Source organism: Bradyrhizobium sp. USDA 4472, assembly GCF_054058595.1.
The window spans coordinates 1,058,727-1,075,642 of the sequence record NZ_JBSSAM010000001.1; the positions used below are offsets into that span (position 1 = coordinate 1,058,727).

A 16,916-nucleotide genomic window follows, 5' to 3' on the forward strand; every position below is an offset into this window, starting at 1 on the left:
CGCGGTATGACGAGGCTTTCAGGTATGGCCTCGAAACTGGCGAGAGCTGATGAGAGGAGAGCCGATTGAAAACGAAGTGCATGGGGGCGCTGCGGTCTACCCTCGAGGAAGGCTCTGCCCGCTACGGCAGAGGATCTCTATCGTGATCAAACTCCGACACGATACGCCGGCACCACCTCAGCTTTCGCTATTTGCGATCGGCGCAGCTTTGCGAAGCATGGCCCTCCTCGGGGGCAGCTGGAAGCGGGTACGCCTGCAGCGGTCTCGACCTCACGGCTCGTCTTTCTTCGGTCCTGCGACCACTGGCGCTCCTCCGACAGAAACAGGCCCTTCTGGTTTGGGCCGGCCGAAGCCTTTCGTGGTGCCGCTTGAAACAGCGCGGGCTTTCGGCAAAGGCGGCACAGGAGCAGCAGGAGGCAGAGGTGTTGAACTTTGCAGCGAATCTATTCGCGAGGCTAACATGCTGATCTGATCCAGGATTCCTTTCAAGTCCTCACGCAGCGCATCGAACTGGCGGTTGAGTATCACGATCTCATCGTCAGCTTTCTGTTGTGCCCACCTCATCTCCGACAGGAGAGGCCTGTCCCCTGGGGGCGAACTCATCGTTGAAGCGACATCCTGGACTTCCGGCGTCTCACCGAACTGCTCAAGGTTAATCCAAAGCCAAGCTCCCGAAGCACACGAGCAAGCGAGGAGAACCGGCAGCACAAAAAACACTGCGAGATTTCGTCTTGACGGACTGTGCAAGAGCGGCCGCAAGTCCGAAGGCGCAGCTGGATCACTCACATCCATTGTTCCTCGCTCAACATCCGATTCCAGCAGGTTTCTTTGACGATCAACGGCCTGCGATTCAGAAGCGCTCAATGAGCTGCCAGCGTCCACAATAAGAAATCTTGGCGAACTCCTGGCCGGCTGCTCCTGCTTTCATTTTACCCCTTTTAGGCAACGGCGCAGTTTGCGCTCATCCCTCGAAGATTGGGTCTCGCAGGTTGATGGCGCAGCGTTTTCTTATCATTCAGACGAAGAACCCGGCAGATTGCTCAGCCTCGCCTTGCGCCTTGACGACATCAGCAACTTCATCCGGCACATCAAAATAGCCGCCACGGGTGAGCGGCTGAGCCGCAATGTCAGATTGGACCAGCTATCATCGTTACTGTTCAACTACCAATTTCGGCGGGTTGTTCGAGGCGACGGATACATGGCAAGCGTGACCAACGAACGCGCGCACGTCGAGAAATCGGATGCAACACAGATTTTGCCGCAACACCGGCACTGAGAGAGCCAGCAACTTGCTCGCAGGTAGTCGCGAAAGCTGCTCTATTCCCGATCGCTCCGGCCGCCTGGCCGGCAGGCCAGACAGCTGGGATTGCCGGATGCGCAACTTCGACGGCTGCTCCGCCAGCTTGGCGACTGTATCGTGTTCCGCGACAATTACCAATGAGGTGCTTTGTAAAGCCTGGCCTCGCCGCCAAAATCGCGCCTGAGCCAGGGGGAGCAAATGGACATTCGCAAGCCTTTTGTGCCCGTGACAGCCTCGCGCTCGTTGTTAGCATTGACAAGCCAACGCTCGCGGCGCGCTCTCGGCCCACCGGCGCCATAAGCACGGTTGCGATCCTGGTCCATGCCCCCCCGAGCTAACAGCTTTGCAAAGCGTGAGCGGCTCTGATTGGAAAAATCGAGATCTACCGCGTCTTGCGAGCCCTCGGACGCGAAAGCGCTAAGAGGTTTACTCTTGGCCAGTCAGGCCTCGCCGCGATCTATTCATGGCTGGCAGAGATGGAACCGACGTACGCTGTGCCTGACTGCTTTCTTGAGACGACTTTGCCACCGAGATGCTCCGCGGCGGCCGCACATTCTTTCAATTTAGAACGAAGGCGAAACCAACGTGGGCTTGCTATCGCAGTTTCGGTGACGGCTTGTCTGTTCAACAATTCCGTACTTGCACAAAGAGCGAGCGGGGTTGATGCCAGTAACCACCCAGTGGATCAGGCCAGCAGACGACGAGAGGCTTCTGACCACGTTGAAAAGTTCCGGGTCGACCGGGAAATCAGCTCTCCTGTCCCGGCGCCAGCACCAAGTTCCGGTGTGCCCTTCGAAAAGCGCGCTAATGCGGACAGGCCTACCCAGACAAGCACGCAAACGACCATCGACTTTGCAAGGTACGATAATCTGCGTGAAAAAGGACTGTGGTTCAACATACCTGGCCCTGCGGACACGATCGATCAAGACAAAGGCGGCGTCAGATCGGCGCTTGCAGATGTCGGAATCGGCTACATCGGCTGGACACAGAACAGCTTTGCAAACAACCTGCTGCCGAATGCCGCCAGAAGCACTATCGCAAACCAGCTTTACATGGGCCAGAATCCGACCTTCGCGTCGGCAAACTTTATGATAGTGACCTACGATCTCAGCCGATTTGGCATTTCCGACGGACAGATCGTCCTAGGGGTCGAGCAGCAATACTCGACGTGGGATCGCCCGGGTCCAGATCGAGTTGGTCTCAACACGCTCGCCTACTATCAGACTTTCTTCGACAGGACCGTAGAGCTAAAACTTGGCTACCTCAGAAACCAAAATGAATTCGCCGGCACCCTGTTCGGAGGGATTACAGGATCGAACATGGCCGCCTTGTTACAGGCAGGCATGAGCACCAATGCCGCACCGACGCCTGCGGTCAACCTGAAGTACAATTTTGACCCCCGCTTATACAACAAGGTCTCCGTCCAGCGCTCGATTAGCCCAGATGGTCCCTATGTGCAGATAACGGAAAATCCCACGGGCTTGAACTGGAGCACGCCCCATGCGGGCATTCTTCTCGTTGATGAAGCCGGCTACAAGAGCAAGGCAGCTTCCGGCGTACCGGACACATGGCTGCGGGCGGGCGTTGGTTTCAACAGCAGCCGGTACACAAGTTTGACGGATCCCTCGCGGCGGAGTGAAGACGGGAATAACTTTCACTACATCGCTGCGGACAGGCAGTTCTGGCAAAACGACGCAGATGGGACCCCATCTCGAGGCATCTACGGCGGCTTCTCCATTATGGGAGCTCCGGCGGACCTGAATAGAATCAGCCGGTATTATGAGCTTCGCCTTTACGCGAGGGGCGCATTTGACAGTCGATCCAGCGATCTGATTGCGCTCGTTGCTAGCAACACGAGCTGGAGCAAATTTGCGGTGGATGTAGCCTTGGCTGGAGGCCGGCTTGCGCATCGCGATACCACAGCAATTACCGCAACATATACGGCCCATCTTGCTCCAGGAATATATGCCGGTGTGGGACTATCATACGTTCATAACCCCACAAGCATCACCCACACGCCCCAAACTGAACACGCCCTCAATCTGTTGGTATCTACGTTGATATTCTTCTGATCATCGCAAACGGTCATTTTGATTCAACCATCACGTGCTGCATGGGAATTGAGGCTTCGCGATATTGTGAAGGGACCAACTGCATCTGTGCCAGACCAGCCTGTTAGGGTCCGCCAGCTATAAGAACCTATGGAAAAGAGATAGATCCTAGGAAGGCCGAGGCAGTGTTCTAGAAGAGCCTGGTTCCAAACGCGTCATTTCCGCGGTTGGCCACCGCGAACAACGCTCCGCGCGGAATCATGGTCACGTCAGGTTCTCGAAAGCTTACCCGACTAGGCAGACCTGTTCAGGTGATCCTAGAGGTGAGGTTAGCGTGGACCCGCAAGAATATGACGCATTTAACTTGCCAGATTGGTCGCAGGTGCAGCACGCAGTCTCGCAAGAGCCGCAGACGAGCCAGTTTGGAAAAGATCGCTTTGAGCAGCACCTGGCTGAGGCAAAGCAGGTCGAACCCGCTCCTGTCGCCGGTGAAAGCTCCTATCCCCATCTATCTACAGAGGACCGGGACCTGATCGACAAGGCGATTGCTCGATATGTAGATGAGAAGAACCCACAAACGAACACGGTCAGGCTCTATACTCAGGCACTTTGTCGACTCGCGGATGATTTCCGCGCCCGTGGCCAAACAACTGATCTAAAGGACCACCAATCCCTGCTTAATCACCGAGATACTTACTTTCCGAAGGACGCCCTCATGAAGACAGGCATAAGCGTCCTTCGAGCCTATCATGATTCCGGTCATTTAGTTTCTCGTGGGCGACCGCGCGCGCTCCCCTCAGCTAAGGACGCATCTGAGCATGCCCAGCAATTCCCGGACGAGGCGATGGATCCACGTGCCCGGAGCAATCTTCTGGCTAGCGAGGAGGTCCCCGTCAATTATGAAGATGACACAGCTCAATCGAGAGCAGCTAAAAGACAAAGGACGCTGAACGATCCGCAAGAAGTTCAGGTATATCGGAAACCGAGCGCAAGCGCCGCTTCAGGAGAAAGTGGCGGAGCAATGCCGGTCGCCTCAACGGGCGTCATAATTCGGGGACGATGGGACAAGCGGCCTCTTTACCCCGAAGATGCTGCCGATATCTTCAGACTTGAGAAAGCGCTTATTGAGAGTGGCGCGGCGGCCAGTACGGCGAAGCAGCATGCAGGTTCACTTCTTGGCTATAGCCGTTGGCTCTTCGCAAAAAGCAAACCAAGCATTGTTGCTCGGCTGGGCGGCAAATCGCTGAGCGATGGCAGTGACGTGCGCGAGTTCAGCGGTGCCTCTGATAGTAACAGTCTCGTTAGAGCATTAGAGCATCTGCGGACCTTTCGGTCGACGGGGGCCATCATGCCCATCGTGCGTCCAGGGCGTCGCGCTAAGCTCAATCCTTCCCTCCAGAACGTGACGCGCATCAATCCCGAAGCCGGTTTACTGGCACACCTGACACGCATCGACAGCACCCCTGCGCAGCACCACGCGTCGTACGAAGCCAACCGGCAAGAAGAGCATCACGAGGGACACGACAATCAACCTCTCCCGGCTCTCCTCGAAGGACAGGTCGCAGTCGATCCAGAGCAGCTTCGTCAGGAGCAGCTTGGGCACCTGCGAGACCAGCTTGATGACCATGCCATCCCCTCCCCAGTTTCCCCGCCTTCTGAAGAGCTTCAGCAGCTGGAAACGGAGTTGCGTAACGAGCTGCTCCGGCAATCGGAGGATCCTCCTCCCCCCTCGTTTTCCTTTGATCCAGAAGCGCTTGTCATTGATCTGGACCAGTTCTCTCCCGCGGAGTTTCGGCGACTGCTCGAGGATGAAGACACACAGGAGCTTACCGAGGGGCGTGATGATCAACCCGCCACCTCGGCTTTCATCCATGAGCGAGTCGCACTCAGTTCGGAGCAGCTCCCTCAGGCCGACCTTCGCGATGATGCACCCAGCCAATTGCCAGCCTCCGTCCCTCCAGAAGAGCTGCGGCAACTGGAAAAGGAGTTGCACGACGCACTTCACGGATTACGGGACGATCACTCCTCTCCTCCGGTCTCCATTGATCCAGAAGAATTTACTTTCGAGCCGGAGGGGCTTTCTCCAGGGGAGCTTCGGCGACTGCTTGATGATGAATAATTAACGGAGCTTTAGGAAGGGAATGACGTCCGCGTTCGAAAAGGGTGCGGATTCCGACGAAGTCGCCCAGGCGTACCGATATGAAGTCGCCCGTGGATTCCGAGACGATGTCGCCCACCTTTCCGATTTGATCTCGCCCAGCGGCGAGGCGTTCTGGCCGGCTGGTTCTCTGGCATCGGTCAAGCCGCGCGGTCAATCTGGAATCGCGACTTCAACCTTTTTTCTTCTTCTGCGGTTGCTGTGGGCATGTGGGCAACGCGGTTGCGTTGTCCAAGCGCAGCGGCATGTCCACAGCGCTCAGGTCTTTCGGGCGGATTGCCGGGTTCGGCGCAGGCTCTCACCGCTGAGGTCGAGCCGATGGGCATTGTGGACCAGGCGATCGAGCACGGCGTCGGCATAGGTGGGATCTCCAATGAGCAGATGCCACTGGTCCACGGGGAGCTGGCTGGTGACGATGGTGGAGCGATGACCGTAGCGATCTTCGAGAATTTCCAGGAGGTCGTGACGGGCGCCGGCATCGAGCGGCTCGAGCCCCCAATCATCGAGGATCAGCAGATCGACACGGCCAAGGCCGCGCAGCAGGCGTGGGTGACGACCGTCGCCGCGGGCGAGCGCCAGATCGTCGAACAGGCGCGGGACGCGCTGATAGAGCACGGAGCGATTGTCGCGACAGGCCTTGTGGCCGAGCGCCGAGGCGAGCCAACTCTTGCCGACGCCTGCCGGGCCGCAGATCAGGAGATTGACGTGGTCGTCGATCCAACGGCCCTCGACAAGCTTGGCGAACAGCGGGCGGTCGAGACCGCGCGGGGTGCGGTAGTCGATGTCCTCGACGCATGCCTGCTGGCGCAGCTTGGCGTAGCGCAGGCGAGTGGCGAGCCGTTTGTCGTGCCGCAGCGAGGCTTCACGTTCGAGCAGCAGAGCAAGCCATTCGGCGTGACCGAGGCTGCCAGCCTCACCGGCGGCTTCGATGTCGGCGAAGGCCTTGGCCATGCCGTGGAGGCCGAGGGCGTTGAGGCGGTCGAGGGTCGGATGGGTGAGCAAGGGACGGTCTCCTAGTTGTAGTAGCGCGGTCCGCGGATGTTGGCATGCAGGATCGGCGCATCGTCCGCGGAGCGCTGGTGAGCGGGACGCCGATCGAGATTGTTGGCGAGGATCGACTTGACCGAGCCATAGGTGCGCGCGCCGATGTCGATCGCCCGCGCAGCCGCCGCGTCCAGCCGTTCGCGCCCATAGGAGGCGGCGAGCCTGAGGATGCCGAGGCAGGCGCGGAAGCCTTGTTCGGGGTGCGAGCGCTCGTCGAGAATGAGGTCGCACAATGCGCTGGTTGCCGGCCCGATCGCGGCGGCGTCCTGACGGATACGCCCGATAGTCCAGCCGGCGTAGCGCCGATGGCTGGAGGCCATGTGCTCCGGCACGGTGGTGTGCTTGTGATTGCCACTCATGCGCTGATGCGCGGTAATCCGCTCGCCCTTGTGGAAGATCTCGACGGTGCGGGCGGTGAACCGCACCTCGACCTCGGCACGCGCGAAGCGATGCGGAACGCTGTAATAATGCTTCTCCACCTCGACGTGGTAGTCGAGGCTGACGCGGCGGATCCGCCACTCGGCGAGCACGTAGGGGCTCGCCGGCAACGGCTTGAGCGCCGGCCGGTCGATCTCCTCGAGCAGCCGGCGGCGCGTCACGCCGAGCCGCCGGATCGGCCGCTCCTCGTTGAGCCTGGTGAGCAACTCGCCGATCGCTGCGTTGACCTCGGAGAGGCTGTAGAAGACGCGGTGGCGCAGGCGGCCGAGCAGCCAGCGCTCGATGATGAGGACGGCCTGCTCGACCTTGGCCTTGTCGCGCGGCTTGCGAGGTCGCGCCGGCAAGACGGCCGTGCCGTAATGCGCGGCCATCTCCGCATAGGTGCGATTGATCTGCGGGTCGTAGAGGCTCGCCTTGATGACTGCGACTTTGGTGTTGTCAGGCACCAAGAGCGCCGGGACGCCGCCGATCACCGCGAAGGCGCCAACATGGGCGCTGATCCAGTCGGCGAGCCCCTGGGTCCACGTCGCCTGCGCGTAGGTGAAGCTCGAGGCGCCGAGCACGGCGACGAAGATCTGCGCCGTCCTCCGCTCGCCGGTGAGGCGGTCGACCACCACCGGCACGCCGTCGCCCGCGTAGTCGACGAACAGCTTGTCGCCGGCCGCGTGCGCCTGGCGCATCGTCACCGACAGGCGTCCCTCCCAGGCGCGGTAAAGCTCGCAGAAGCGCGAGTACCGGTATCCGCCGGGCTCGGCGCCGATGTACTCCTCCCACAGGATCGACAGCGTCACGTGCTTGCGCTTGAGTTCGCGGTGCACCGCCGCCCAGTCGGGCTCGGCGATGCGGCGATGACCCTGCCGGTTACCGTTGCCGGTCTTGGCGAACAGGCGGGCCTCCAAGGCCGCGTCCGTGAGTTCGTCGGGCAACGGCCAGCTCAGGCCTGCGGCCTCGAACCGCCGGATAGTCAGCCGCACTGTTGAGGGCGCCGCGCCCATCCGCCGAGCAATCTCGCGGCTCGGCAGCCCAGCCGCCTTCATCCTGATCACATCGCGCACACGGCGCATCGCAAGCCTCTCCGTCGGCATCCAGGGTCCCCCTTCGCAAAGCCGAAAGGTTGACCCTATGGGAGCCAGAAGAGGTCTCGTCACCCGGGCGACATCATCCCGGAATGGTGGGCGACATCATCTCGGAACGGGTGGGCGACTTCAAATCGGAATGGTGGGCGAGATCATCTCGGAATCCTGGGCGACATCGATCGGAATCCGCAAAAAGGGCACATCGATTTAGGCGATAGGCTGTTCGCAGGGATAATTGGGGGAATCCTGGAGACAGGCGTGCTCGCTCCTCCTTGTGCGGTATCAGCAAACGTGATGGTACCAGCTGACGTGAGTACCGGCCATTCAAGTGCGGTATTTTGATAATTTTTATGAGAAGGCTTGGGCGCCGACTTAAATCATGGCGCAGCGAGCGGGCCGACGCGCTCCTGTTTCAGCACCACGAACACGGCACGGCGAGCCAATGATAAAGCGGCACCATGAGGCAAACGCCGCGTGCGTGGGACCGATCGTCATGCAACTAGACGCCTGCCGGATGTTGACTCGCCCGATGCGGATCTTGCAGGGCAGCTTACCCTGTACCCAAACTTCCGTTTTGAATGGGTTGTTTGACTCGATCGGGTCCGCGCCGCGCTCGCTTGAGGCGACTTCGTCGGAATCCGCACTGAGCCAACATCGCGCTCGAAATCAGGCGTGTATTCCCGCCCCAACTCTGCGATCTGCATAAATTGGGTGCATGGCCGGTCAAGCGACGCGCGAAGAACGCCTCGGGCGAGCCGCCGGCGGAGCATTTGGAATACTTGTTCACCGAGGTTGTTCGGGATAGACGCGAACGCGCTGGCGCCCTTCGCTTTCCACCAACTCGCCCCTATAAGGCACTCCGCGGATCTGGAAATAGGTCGGCCGCCCGGGCTGCGGCATGATGCGCTCGCCTTCCAAAACGCGTACGAGGTAAGGCGGCAAGAACCGCTCCCTATGCTCCCAGCCGCCCCGGATAAGATGGCCAAGATCGACAACACCTTCCACGGTTTGCCTTGCGCTTGCGATTGGCGGTGGACGATGCTGCGGCCGGGATGACCCGGCCTCGTTCATCCCACCGGCGCGCGGGTGATGAACCAGGCGGACATCCCTGCGACCGCCTGGTCCAAAGGTCGCCGAATAGCGCTCTCCATTGATCGCAAATTGAGTTGGCCCGAACTGATTTGGCAGCAAATTGATATTGCCCAAGACATCGATCAACACGTCTGAAGCCGGCTGGGAGCCGTGGCGCCAGTTGGTGCCCACGATCGCTCCAATGTCCCGCAATTCCGGAGCCGCTCCCGGCCATCCTGCGAACGACGAGGCGGGTGCAAATTCAGGTGCTGGCGCAGAGCGCGCATCGTCACGCAAGTCGTGGGCTGTAGGTGGATCCAGATCAACGAAGGAGCCGAGACCGCCGTAGATGTTCGACGATTGGGGCCGAACTGACGACGACGATGCGGGCTCTTGCATCTGCTGCCCAAGCCAGGCCCATGCGCCTTGGCTTGGGGTGGCTGGAGTCGCAGGAAGTTCGACTGGCAGATCAGCGTGGGCGGCCCAGGGCGGCGCTGGAAGCGGTGACACAGGACCATGGATTTGCTCGCCGAGCCAATCCCAGGATCCCGCGCTCGGCGTGGCCGGCGTTGCGGGAAGCTGCTGGGACGAGCCGGCCTGCCATCCGCTTTGCGGCGCCGGCATCGATGAACCAGATCCATGCATTTGCTCTCCAAGCCATTCCCAAGCTCCCGCGCTCGGCGTGGCGGGCGTTGCGGGAAGCTCCCGTGGCGAGCGGGCCTGCCGAGCAGCTTCCGCAGCAGGATGACCCGGATCCTGAGGAGGCGGCAATCCAAGTGCCCTGTTCGCCTCAAGGATTTGCTGGTAACGGCCGAGCCTGACCAGATCAGCGCTAATCTTGCTGTCCTCCGTTTGGCGCTTGTACGCCTCCACATCCTGGGCGAGACCAGGAGTGGACAGCCGACCGGCGATCGGCGGCCTGTCATTGGTCTGCAGCCACTCACTCAGCCTGAACATGCGGCGGGTTTGCCTGTCGATCGTCTTTGGGTCGATCCTGTGTGTCGCCTTTTCCGCAGCCGCCCACATGCCGATGAGGGTTGCGTCGTCAGCATGAGGAGCCAGCCGGCGGACATCCGCCGCCAGGGTGTTTCCGGCGCCGACTTCACGAAGCTTCTTCAGGGCCGCCTTGATGCGCCTGCCGCGGTCCTTTGCGTAGGTGTCCACGTCCTCATCGAGCTCAGCTTCAAGCTGGTGGTTTTCCACATCGGGATTTTCCAGCTGCGCGTTTTCCAATTCCCGGCGAATTCGATCGGCGATCGAGGGCCTGCCGGCGTCGCTCAGTCGCGCGCTCAAATGGCGCAAATCGGCTGCCGCATTCTTGATGGTCCCGTCGCTGAGATTACCCGCCGCCTTGTTTCTGAAATCTTCAATAAGCTCCTTGTCCTCGGCAGAGACCCCGCGCGTCCGGCCCGGCTGCCTTGCATAATCAATTCGCACATTCGTCGAAAAGACGTCAGATTGGCCAGCGTCGCGCGATAATTTTTCGTTCCCACTTCCGCCGAGGACGTTGCCGATTCCCGACTTGAAGCGTGACCATAACCCGCGACTTTTTTCGCTCTTGGCCGAGGCGGCAGACACTGCGTCCGGAAAGCTGTAGCGTGAGCTGCTGAACAGATCGTCTCGCAATCTAGACTGCGGTTGTGCCGAAGTTGGAAGCTGACAGTTGGGAATGTCTACGCTCCGACGCGTACCGCCTAGCGCACTCTCCCTAAAAGCGGAGTGCGGCGGCACCCGCATCGAACCGCCGAAGTCGCCCCGCCGGACTGCTCGACCACCTGCTGCGGGGGACCGATTAGGCGAAGTTGAGTTCCCTTCATCAGACCGATGGAGTTTCAGATCCTGCAGCCGCCCTTCAAAGTCACCCTGCACGCTTGGGCTGCCTGCTCGCTGGCCAGCCCGCCCCTGAAGGGCGGCGTACTCGCGCATCCAGGCTCCTGAATCGAAGAATGGGTCGACCGGATCCATCCTGCTCTCCTCATGTTTGCATAGACCCCTGCAGCAATCGTACGGCGTGGATTACGGCCCAATAGCAGCTCGTTCTGCAAGCGTCAGATTCTCGATTGTTATAGCCGCAACCTTTCGAACAGCTGACGAGATCAGGATATTGCTGCACGCAAAGGCGTCGCATCCGAAGCCGCCTGACGAAGGATGGAGTCCATCCAGTTTTGCCGCACCTCTTCGCCAGCCCTCGGCTTGAGCCGACGAAATTGACGACCGATCTGACAATGGGTCGCCTGAGCGGGTACCAGTCTCGAGTCGATCATAGGTGACGAGATCTTGTCGCCCTTGGCATTAACTTTGGCAGTGAGCCTGCTGCAGGCGCGCATTGATGATTCGCAAGGTCTTTGCTTGACGCAACTGGGAGCGCTCTCGTGCCTTGGTGTTCCACGTTTTCTTGACTGACGTCCTGAGAGACCGAATTGTCTTCGCTGGTGTTCCATAGGTCCTGCTTCGAAAGGGAGGTTCAGCCCCAGTGGCCGGCGAGCGCCCATTAGAACGACCTGAAAATGTTCTTCGAGAAGATGTGCAGGCCGTCCTGACTCACAGCAACAACGCCGAGCGCCTCTTGTGATCAGAAAGGTTCACAGTTTGCTCAGCGCGCAGTTCGCTTACGGGCATGCCAAGCCCACTCGGCAATGAACATCCGGCACACTTCAATTCGCTCACTTCGATGGGGCTCAATCTTTGACTGAGGGGCCCAAGGCTTCTTGTGCAGTCTTGGGACCAACCCGCGCGAGCGCACGCACGACATCACCTGCACGACGGCTTGGCGGTCGTAAGCTGCCAGCGCAGTGCATGCTGAACTCCACAGCTTGCTTGCCAAAATGGAGCTCGCGGGAAGCACGCGTCAAATAGACCTGGCGAACAGCTAGCTTCCTCGTCAAACCGAGCTGGCGGCTGCGGTAGCGCCCGTAACTAATGATTCGCCGCTACTTGCCTTGCTCTCCTCGACAACTTTTTGACCGACGAAGTTTTCGTCCCAAAGGTTTTCGACCGCACGCAGCTATGCCGTTGCCTCGCGCGCAGGACCTTTTATCGCTCGACAAGACAGAAAGGCCTCGATCGACGGCAGCCGCTTTCGAAGGTGCAAAAGCACCTTTGAGAGCGATCGGCTAGCTTCACGATCGATCTTTTTGTACCGCCGCAGAGCAATGATAAATTTCTCTGCGGCGGTACGGAGCCTCATAGCTCGAGGCCACGCTCTGCGAGCACACGGTGCATGACCTCGCCTTTGATCTCACCAGCGATCTCGTTTCGGACTTGGGCTCCGAGCACCCGCTCGGCATCTGGATCGCCTAGAAGATCATGCTCGGCCAGTCGCTGATCCAAGCGGGTTTGAAACACTTCGCCCATGGCTTCGAGCACTCGGTCTCCCATCGCTGCATGTTCGTCCGGAGCGATGCGCTCCAGCACCGTCTCCCAGGGTTGCCAGCTGCTGGCCATGTAGTCGGTGAACTCGCTTGCCTCCCGTTCCCGGACCAGGTCAAGCGCCTCCGTCGCATCGCCCTCGCTGACGTGAGAGACCTCCAGGAAGCGCATGTCAGGGGCGAGATGACTGAGCTCGAGCGGCTCGCGCAGCCGATGTTGATAGGCCAGGTAGACTTCGATCTCGTCTACGTTCGGGTTGCCGCTGGTGAGCGAGTCGATCCTGGCGCGCGCGATCTCGTCCAAAGCCTCCAAGCGGAAGGCGACGCGGCCGCGCTGGATCAGATCACGAAGCCGATCGTCATAGACCCCGTCCTTGACCTCGGCGTTGATGCGGGCGGTCTGCATACCATTCCAGTGCAGGGTGACGCGATCCTCGCAGCTCGTGTTCGCCTCGGAAGCCTGCCCAAAGAACTGCTCGCGCAATGTCGAATTGGCGGCCGCTTGCCGCAGATTGTCAGCCACTGCCTGCCGAAACTGGTCATTGCCGTAGTTCACAGTGCCTCGTAGCCGATCTAGGAACTGGGCATAGTCCTGGGCGCCCGGCTCATCGGCAAAGTTCTGCCATTCGGCCAGCGCGGCCGGGTCGTCTGTGAGCCAGTGTGCGGCAGCCTCATGCAGGGATTGCTGCGCAAGCTGCGGAGGCCCTTCAGCCGCCGCAAGATGAGCGAGGACGTGGTCAGGCAGCGCGTTATCGGCGAGCTCGAAGCTCTCAAGATGCGGGTAGTAGAGGCTATTATTCGGCACAAGAGCATCTAAAAGACCTTCGGGCAGGCTGGTTAGCCGGTTACCGCTGACATTGAGTGATTGGAGCGTGCTCGGAAGTGGGTCGGGCAGGTTGGTCAATTGATTGCCGCTGACATTGATTTCAATGAGCCACGAAGGGAGGGAGTCGGGCAGCTCGGTCAGCTGATTGCTACTGACCGCAAGCGATGTGAGCCCGCTCGGAAGAGCGTCCGGCAGGCTAGTGAGCCGGTTGTCGTTCGCGTTCAGGATCTGGAGCCCGGCCGGAAGGTTTGCAGGCAGACTGGTCAAGGCGTTGTCAGCAACCTCCAGCTCAGAGAGGGTCGCCGGAAGATTGTCCGGCAAACTGGTCAAGCGATTATGGCTAATGAGAAGATGCTGGAGACCGGGTGGGAACATGGCGGGCAGGCTGCTTAGCTCGTTGTGTCTGGCGCGCAGTTCCCGCAGCCTGGGCGGAAGGGCGGCGGGTAGAGCGGTCAGCGTAAGCGAGGACAAATCCAGCGAGCGCGAGCCTGTATTATCCGAATTCCTGATTCGCCTGCGCCCCTGTCGCCTATTCTCGGCTTCGCCCTGCCCTTCTTCGGCAACCCAATTGTCCAGGATCTGTGCGCGCGCGCAGGCTGGGGTCCGATACCCTGTCAAGGATTCGACCAAATTCGCGACGGCACGATTGAAGCCGCCGAGGTAGCTTTCCTGCTCCACCTCTTCAAATGCGTCCCGGGAGGAAGCCCCGCTCCGCTGTGCGTGTCCTGTGTCCATCAATCTCTCCATCGTCAGAGCTAAAGTACACCTCCGCTTCCCGAGGCCGCGAAGCAGCTAAGTCGGCAGAGCAAATGATGATTCGAAGGCCTGTGTGCGTGGGCCGCGACTGCCGTCCAGCATCTCTTCGACAAAGGCCGATACGAGCCCAACCTGGGCAATAGATCGATACTGCTGCCCGCGGTCTGCCATCTCGTCCGGCCAGATAAGTCCGGAGAACCGTCAACGCTGGCAAGCCTCCGCCCTTAGCAGGCCCACCTGTCGGTCAGCTGACGGTGTCGCTGCAAAGACCCAGATTGTTGGGCTCGCCACCAACGGCGAATACCAGCACGGCAGCGATTGTCTTGGCACGAGAGAGGACCGAGGCAGACGTTGGACAGCGTGCGCTCTTGCTTCGCAGGCAATTGGCGAAAGGCACCGCCGCCCGGCGCGGTCGTTATACTTGAGCCACTACTGCGTGCTTGTGCGCAGAAACGTGTCAGCGGAAAATATCTTACGGTCGGGGATTGGCCGATCAAATCATGCGCTCAGGGTCATGCCAGCTTCGTGCCATCGGTGCCACTTGCGGTGATGGTCTGTCAGCTTATCGAAAGCTAACTGTCTTAGGTCCTAGAGCATGTCACCACGGGCTTGTGTCTACTCAGTTTCGTAAGGAGGGTGAGATGGATCCTTTTGAGGCAGGACAGATTCAGCGCGGCGGTGGCATTCTTTCTGCATCTTCCGGACAGGAGGGTGGGGAAAACGGAGCGGCGGCGGCGCAGTGGAGCGCCCTCGCGACAGTCCGCGCAGAAAGCTCCGGAGATTCTGCCCAGGCTGAGGATGAAGGCGAGTTGCTTGAGAATTGGGCTGCTGAACCGGAGGTAGGCCCGCTCGAGGATCGGGAAGAAGCAGTGCGCCGAGTGAATACTCTCGGTGAGACCAGTACACTGGATCTTGGATCGCTGTGCCTTACCAGCCTGCCAAGACTTCCGAGCGCTATCGTTGCGCTTGATGTGCCCTTCAACCGGTTGACCACTCTGCCCGATAGCCTCCCTGCTTCGCTCCGGCGTCTGGACGTTAGGGGCAATCAGCTGACAACCCTGCCCGAACTTCCGACCGAGCTCAGAGGGCTCGACGCGAGCTTCAACCGACTGAGGAGCTTGCCTGGAGTCCTACCTGCTGAGCTCGAGCTTCTCTACCTCGACCACAATCAGTTGCAGGAACTGCCCGAGCTGCTCCCCGCTTCGTTGGAATTTCTCCGCGCCAGCCACAATCAGTTGACGAATCTACCGGAGGACCTTCCAGCCACTCTCCAGTTTCTCGACGTCAGCGAAAATCAACTGACGCGCCTGCCGCGGCACCTCCCTATTTCGCTGGATTTGCTCGACGTCGGCCAAAACCAAATGACGAGCCTACCGGATGATCTGCTGACGCAATTTGCCGCCTCTGGCAGCATAGTTTTGACCGACAATCCTCTGCCCGAGCAGGTGCTCTCAAATCTGGATACTGCCTTACGCTCCGAGGGCTATGCCGGTCCGACCGTCTACCATTCGCGCAATGATGAAAGTGAATTGTCCGAGACAGACGATGAACAGGCCGATGCTCTCATTGAAACGGTCGCAAACTGGCTCCGGGGTAATCCACAGGAGGGTGACCGAGAGGTGCTGGCCGCTTGGCAGAGCGTTGCTGAAGAGCCGGGCGCCCGAGAGTACGCGCTCTTCATTGGCAACCTGTTCGACTCCGTGAACTCTGGCAACGAAGAATTCCGGCAGTCGCTGGCCAATGATCTGCGCCAGGTGGCGCAAAACCCGGAATTGCGTAAGCGCTACTTCCAATTAGCCCTGGACGCCAACGAGAGCTGCGAGGATCGCAGAACTTTGACCTGGAACGGCATGCAGACCGCACGCCTCATCGCAGACGTCGAGAACGGCGCTTATGACAAGAAGGCTCGGCTTCCCGATCTCGTCAATCTTGGCCGGGTCATGTTCCGCCTGGACGCGCTGGAGGGGATTGCGCGCGAGAAGGTTGCCTCGCTAAGCTCGGGCAACAACGTCGAAGACATCGACCCCATTGAGGTCTTTCTTGCTTATCAAAATAAGCTCCGCGAGCGGCTGGGGCTGCAACACGTCGCCCCGAACATGCGTTTCTTTGAGGTTTCGGGCGTCACCGACGCTGACGTTGATAGCGCAGAGACATCCGTGCGAAACAGGGAGGCGGCGGAATTCGCCGACTATTTGGCGGTGGACTGGAAACCTTGGGACGACGTCGTCAGTCACATCGCACCCCAAGACCACGCCGCGGCACACGATGAGCTTATGGCTTCAATGGAAACCGAGTTCAACAGCCGGCTGCAGCAACAGCTCGCCGCCCAAGGGTTGACCGAGGCTGAAGCTGACCTCGTTGACGATGCTAAGCGAGAGTTGGGTGCCGCAATTCGTAGGGAACTCGCCCGTGAGATCAAGGGCGCTCTAAGAGACAAAGTGCTCAATGAGCACGGCCTTATCCTATGAAGCGGCCTTTGCGTATTAGAGCAGCTTCCGGCCCGGTCACTCCTAGGTCGTCCTTACGCCGAATCGTTGTCTCAGCGCGCCGGTGTTTACCAGGCAGAGCTCTGATCGTCTCGGAGATTGTCAAGGCCACTCTTCAGTGAACGAAGCCATTCTCTCTTCTGGGCCGACGAGACTCTGGAGACCAAATCTGCAACCGAGAATGGTCACAAGAATTGGTAACGAAAGTTTGTCATGCGCGCAATGCGTTGGCCGGCTCCCGGGGCTTCCTCCCAGGTCAATGGCTAGATCGGCATTGTGATCGCGCTTCATCCGGGCGATGCGTTCATCTGACGGCTTTTGCTCCGCTTGATCTCGCATATC

General features: G+C 59.8%; 9 protein-coding genes. 4 read left to right on the plus strand and 5 right to left on the minus strand.

Annotated features, from left to right (window positions below; all coding sequences use genetic code 11):
* Positions 1-270: 270 nt before the first annotated feature.
* Positions 271-882, minus strand: coding sequence for a hypothetical protein (locus tag ACVWZ4_RS04880; RefSeq protein ID WP_456701709.1), 612 nt, complete (start codon positions 880-882; stop codon positions 271-273).
* Positions 883-955: 73 nt separating this feature from the next.
* Here ACVWZ4_RS04880 and ACVWZ4_RS04885 point away from each other — a divergent pair, with 73 nt between their 5' ends.
* The 3 genes from ACVWZ4_RS04885 to ACVWZ4_RS04895 all read left to right on the plus strand — a co-directional run bounded on the left by ACVWZ4_RS04885 (position 956) and on the right by ACVWZ4_RS04895 (position 5,470).
* Positions 956-1,276, plus strand: coding sequence for a hypothetical protein (locus ACVWZ4_RS04885; protein ID WP_456701708.1), 321 nt, complete (start codon positions 956-958; stop codon positions 1,274-1,276).
* A gap of 704 nt (positions 1,277-1,980) precedes the next feature.
* Entirely contained in the window at positions 1,981-3,372 is a 1,392-nt protein-coding gene (locus ACVWZ4_RS04890; protein ID WP_456701707.1) for a carbohydrate porin, read from the plus strand.
* A 313-nt stretch (positions 3,373-3,685) separates the two neighbouring features.
* Entirely contained in the window at positions 3,686-5,470 is a 1,785-nt protein-coding gene (locus tag ACVWZ4_RS04895; RefSeq protein ID WP_456701706.1) for a hypothetical protein, read from the plus strand.
* Between the two features lie 297 nt (positions 5,471-5,767).
* On the opposite strand, the gene istB is transcribed toward ACVWZ4_RS04895, so the two are convergent.
* From istB to nopM, 4 genes are all read right to left on the minus strand, one after another.
* Positions 5,768-6,511 carry an IS21-like element helper ATPase IstB gene (gene istB, locus ACVWZ4_RS04900; protein ID WP_456763500.1) on the minus strand — a complete coding sequence of 248 codons (744 nt, stop codon included), beginning with the start codon at positions 6,509-6,511 and terminating at the stop codon, positions 5,768-5,770.
* A gap of 11 nt (positions 6,512-6,522) precedes the next feature.
* On the minus strand, positions 6,523-8,055 hold the full coding sequence (gene istA, locus ACVWZ4_RS04905) for an IS21 family transposase (protein ID WP_456705175.1): 1,533 nt from the start codon (positions 8,053-8,055) through the stop codon (positions 6,523-6,525).
* A 795-nt stretch (positions 8,056-8,850) separates the two neighbouring features.
* Positions 8,851-10,764 carry a hypothetical protein gene (locus ACVWZ4_RS04910; protein WP_456701705.1) on the minus strand — a complete coding sequence of 638 codons (1,914 nt, stop codon included), beginning with the start codon at positions 10,762-10,764 and terminating at the stop codon, positions 8,851-8,853.
* A 1,557-nt stretch (positions 10,765-12,321) separates the two neighbouring features.
* Positions 12,322-14,067, minus strand: a complete 1,746-nt coding sequence (nopM, locus tag ACVWZ4_RS04915) for a T3SS effector NEL-type E3 ubiquitin ligase NopM (RefSeq protein WP_456701704.1) — start codon at positions 14,065-14,067, stop codon at positions 12,322-12,324.
* Between the two features lie 662 nt (positions 14,068-14,729).
* Between nopM and ACVWZ4_RS04920 the strand changes: the two genes are divergently transcribed.
* Complete coding sequence (locus tag ACVWZ4_RS04920) at positions 14,730-16,556, plus strand: NEL-type E3 ubiquitin ligase domain-containing protein (protein WP_456701703.1); 1,827 nt, start codon at positions 14,730-14,732, stop codon at positions 16,554-16,556.
* Positions 16,557-16,916 lie beyond the last annotated feature (360 nt).

Bases quoted from the DNA above. Each gene is read 5' to 3' on its own strand.
- istA (WP_456705175.1), bottom strand. From the start codon at position 8,055: ATGCGCCGTGTGCGCGATGTGATCAGGATGAAGGCGGCTGGGCTGCCG.
- ACVWZ4_RS04920 (WP_456701703.1), top strand. From the start codon at position 14,730: ATGGATCCTTTTGAGGCAGGACAGATTCAGCGCGGCGGTGGCATTCTT.
- nopM (WP_456701704.1), bottom strand. From the start codon at position 14,067: ATGGACACAGGACACGCACAGCGGAGCGGGGCTTCCTCCCGGGACGCA.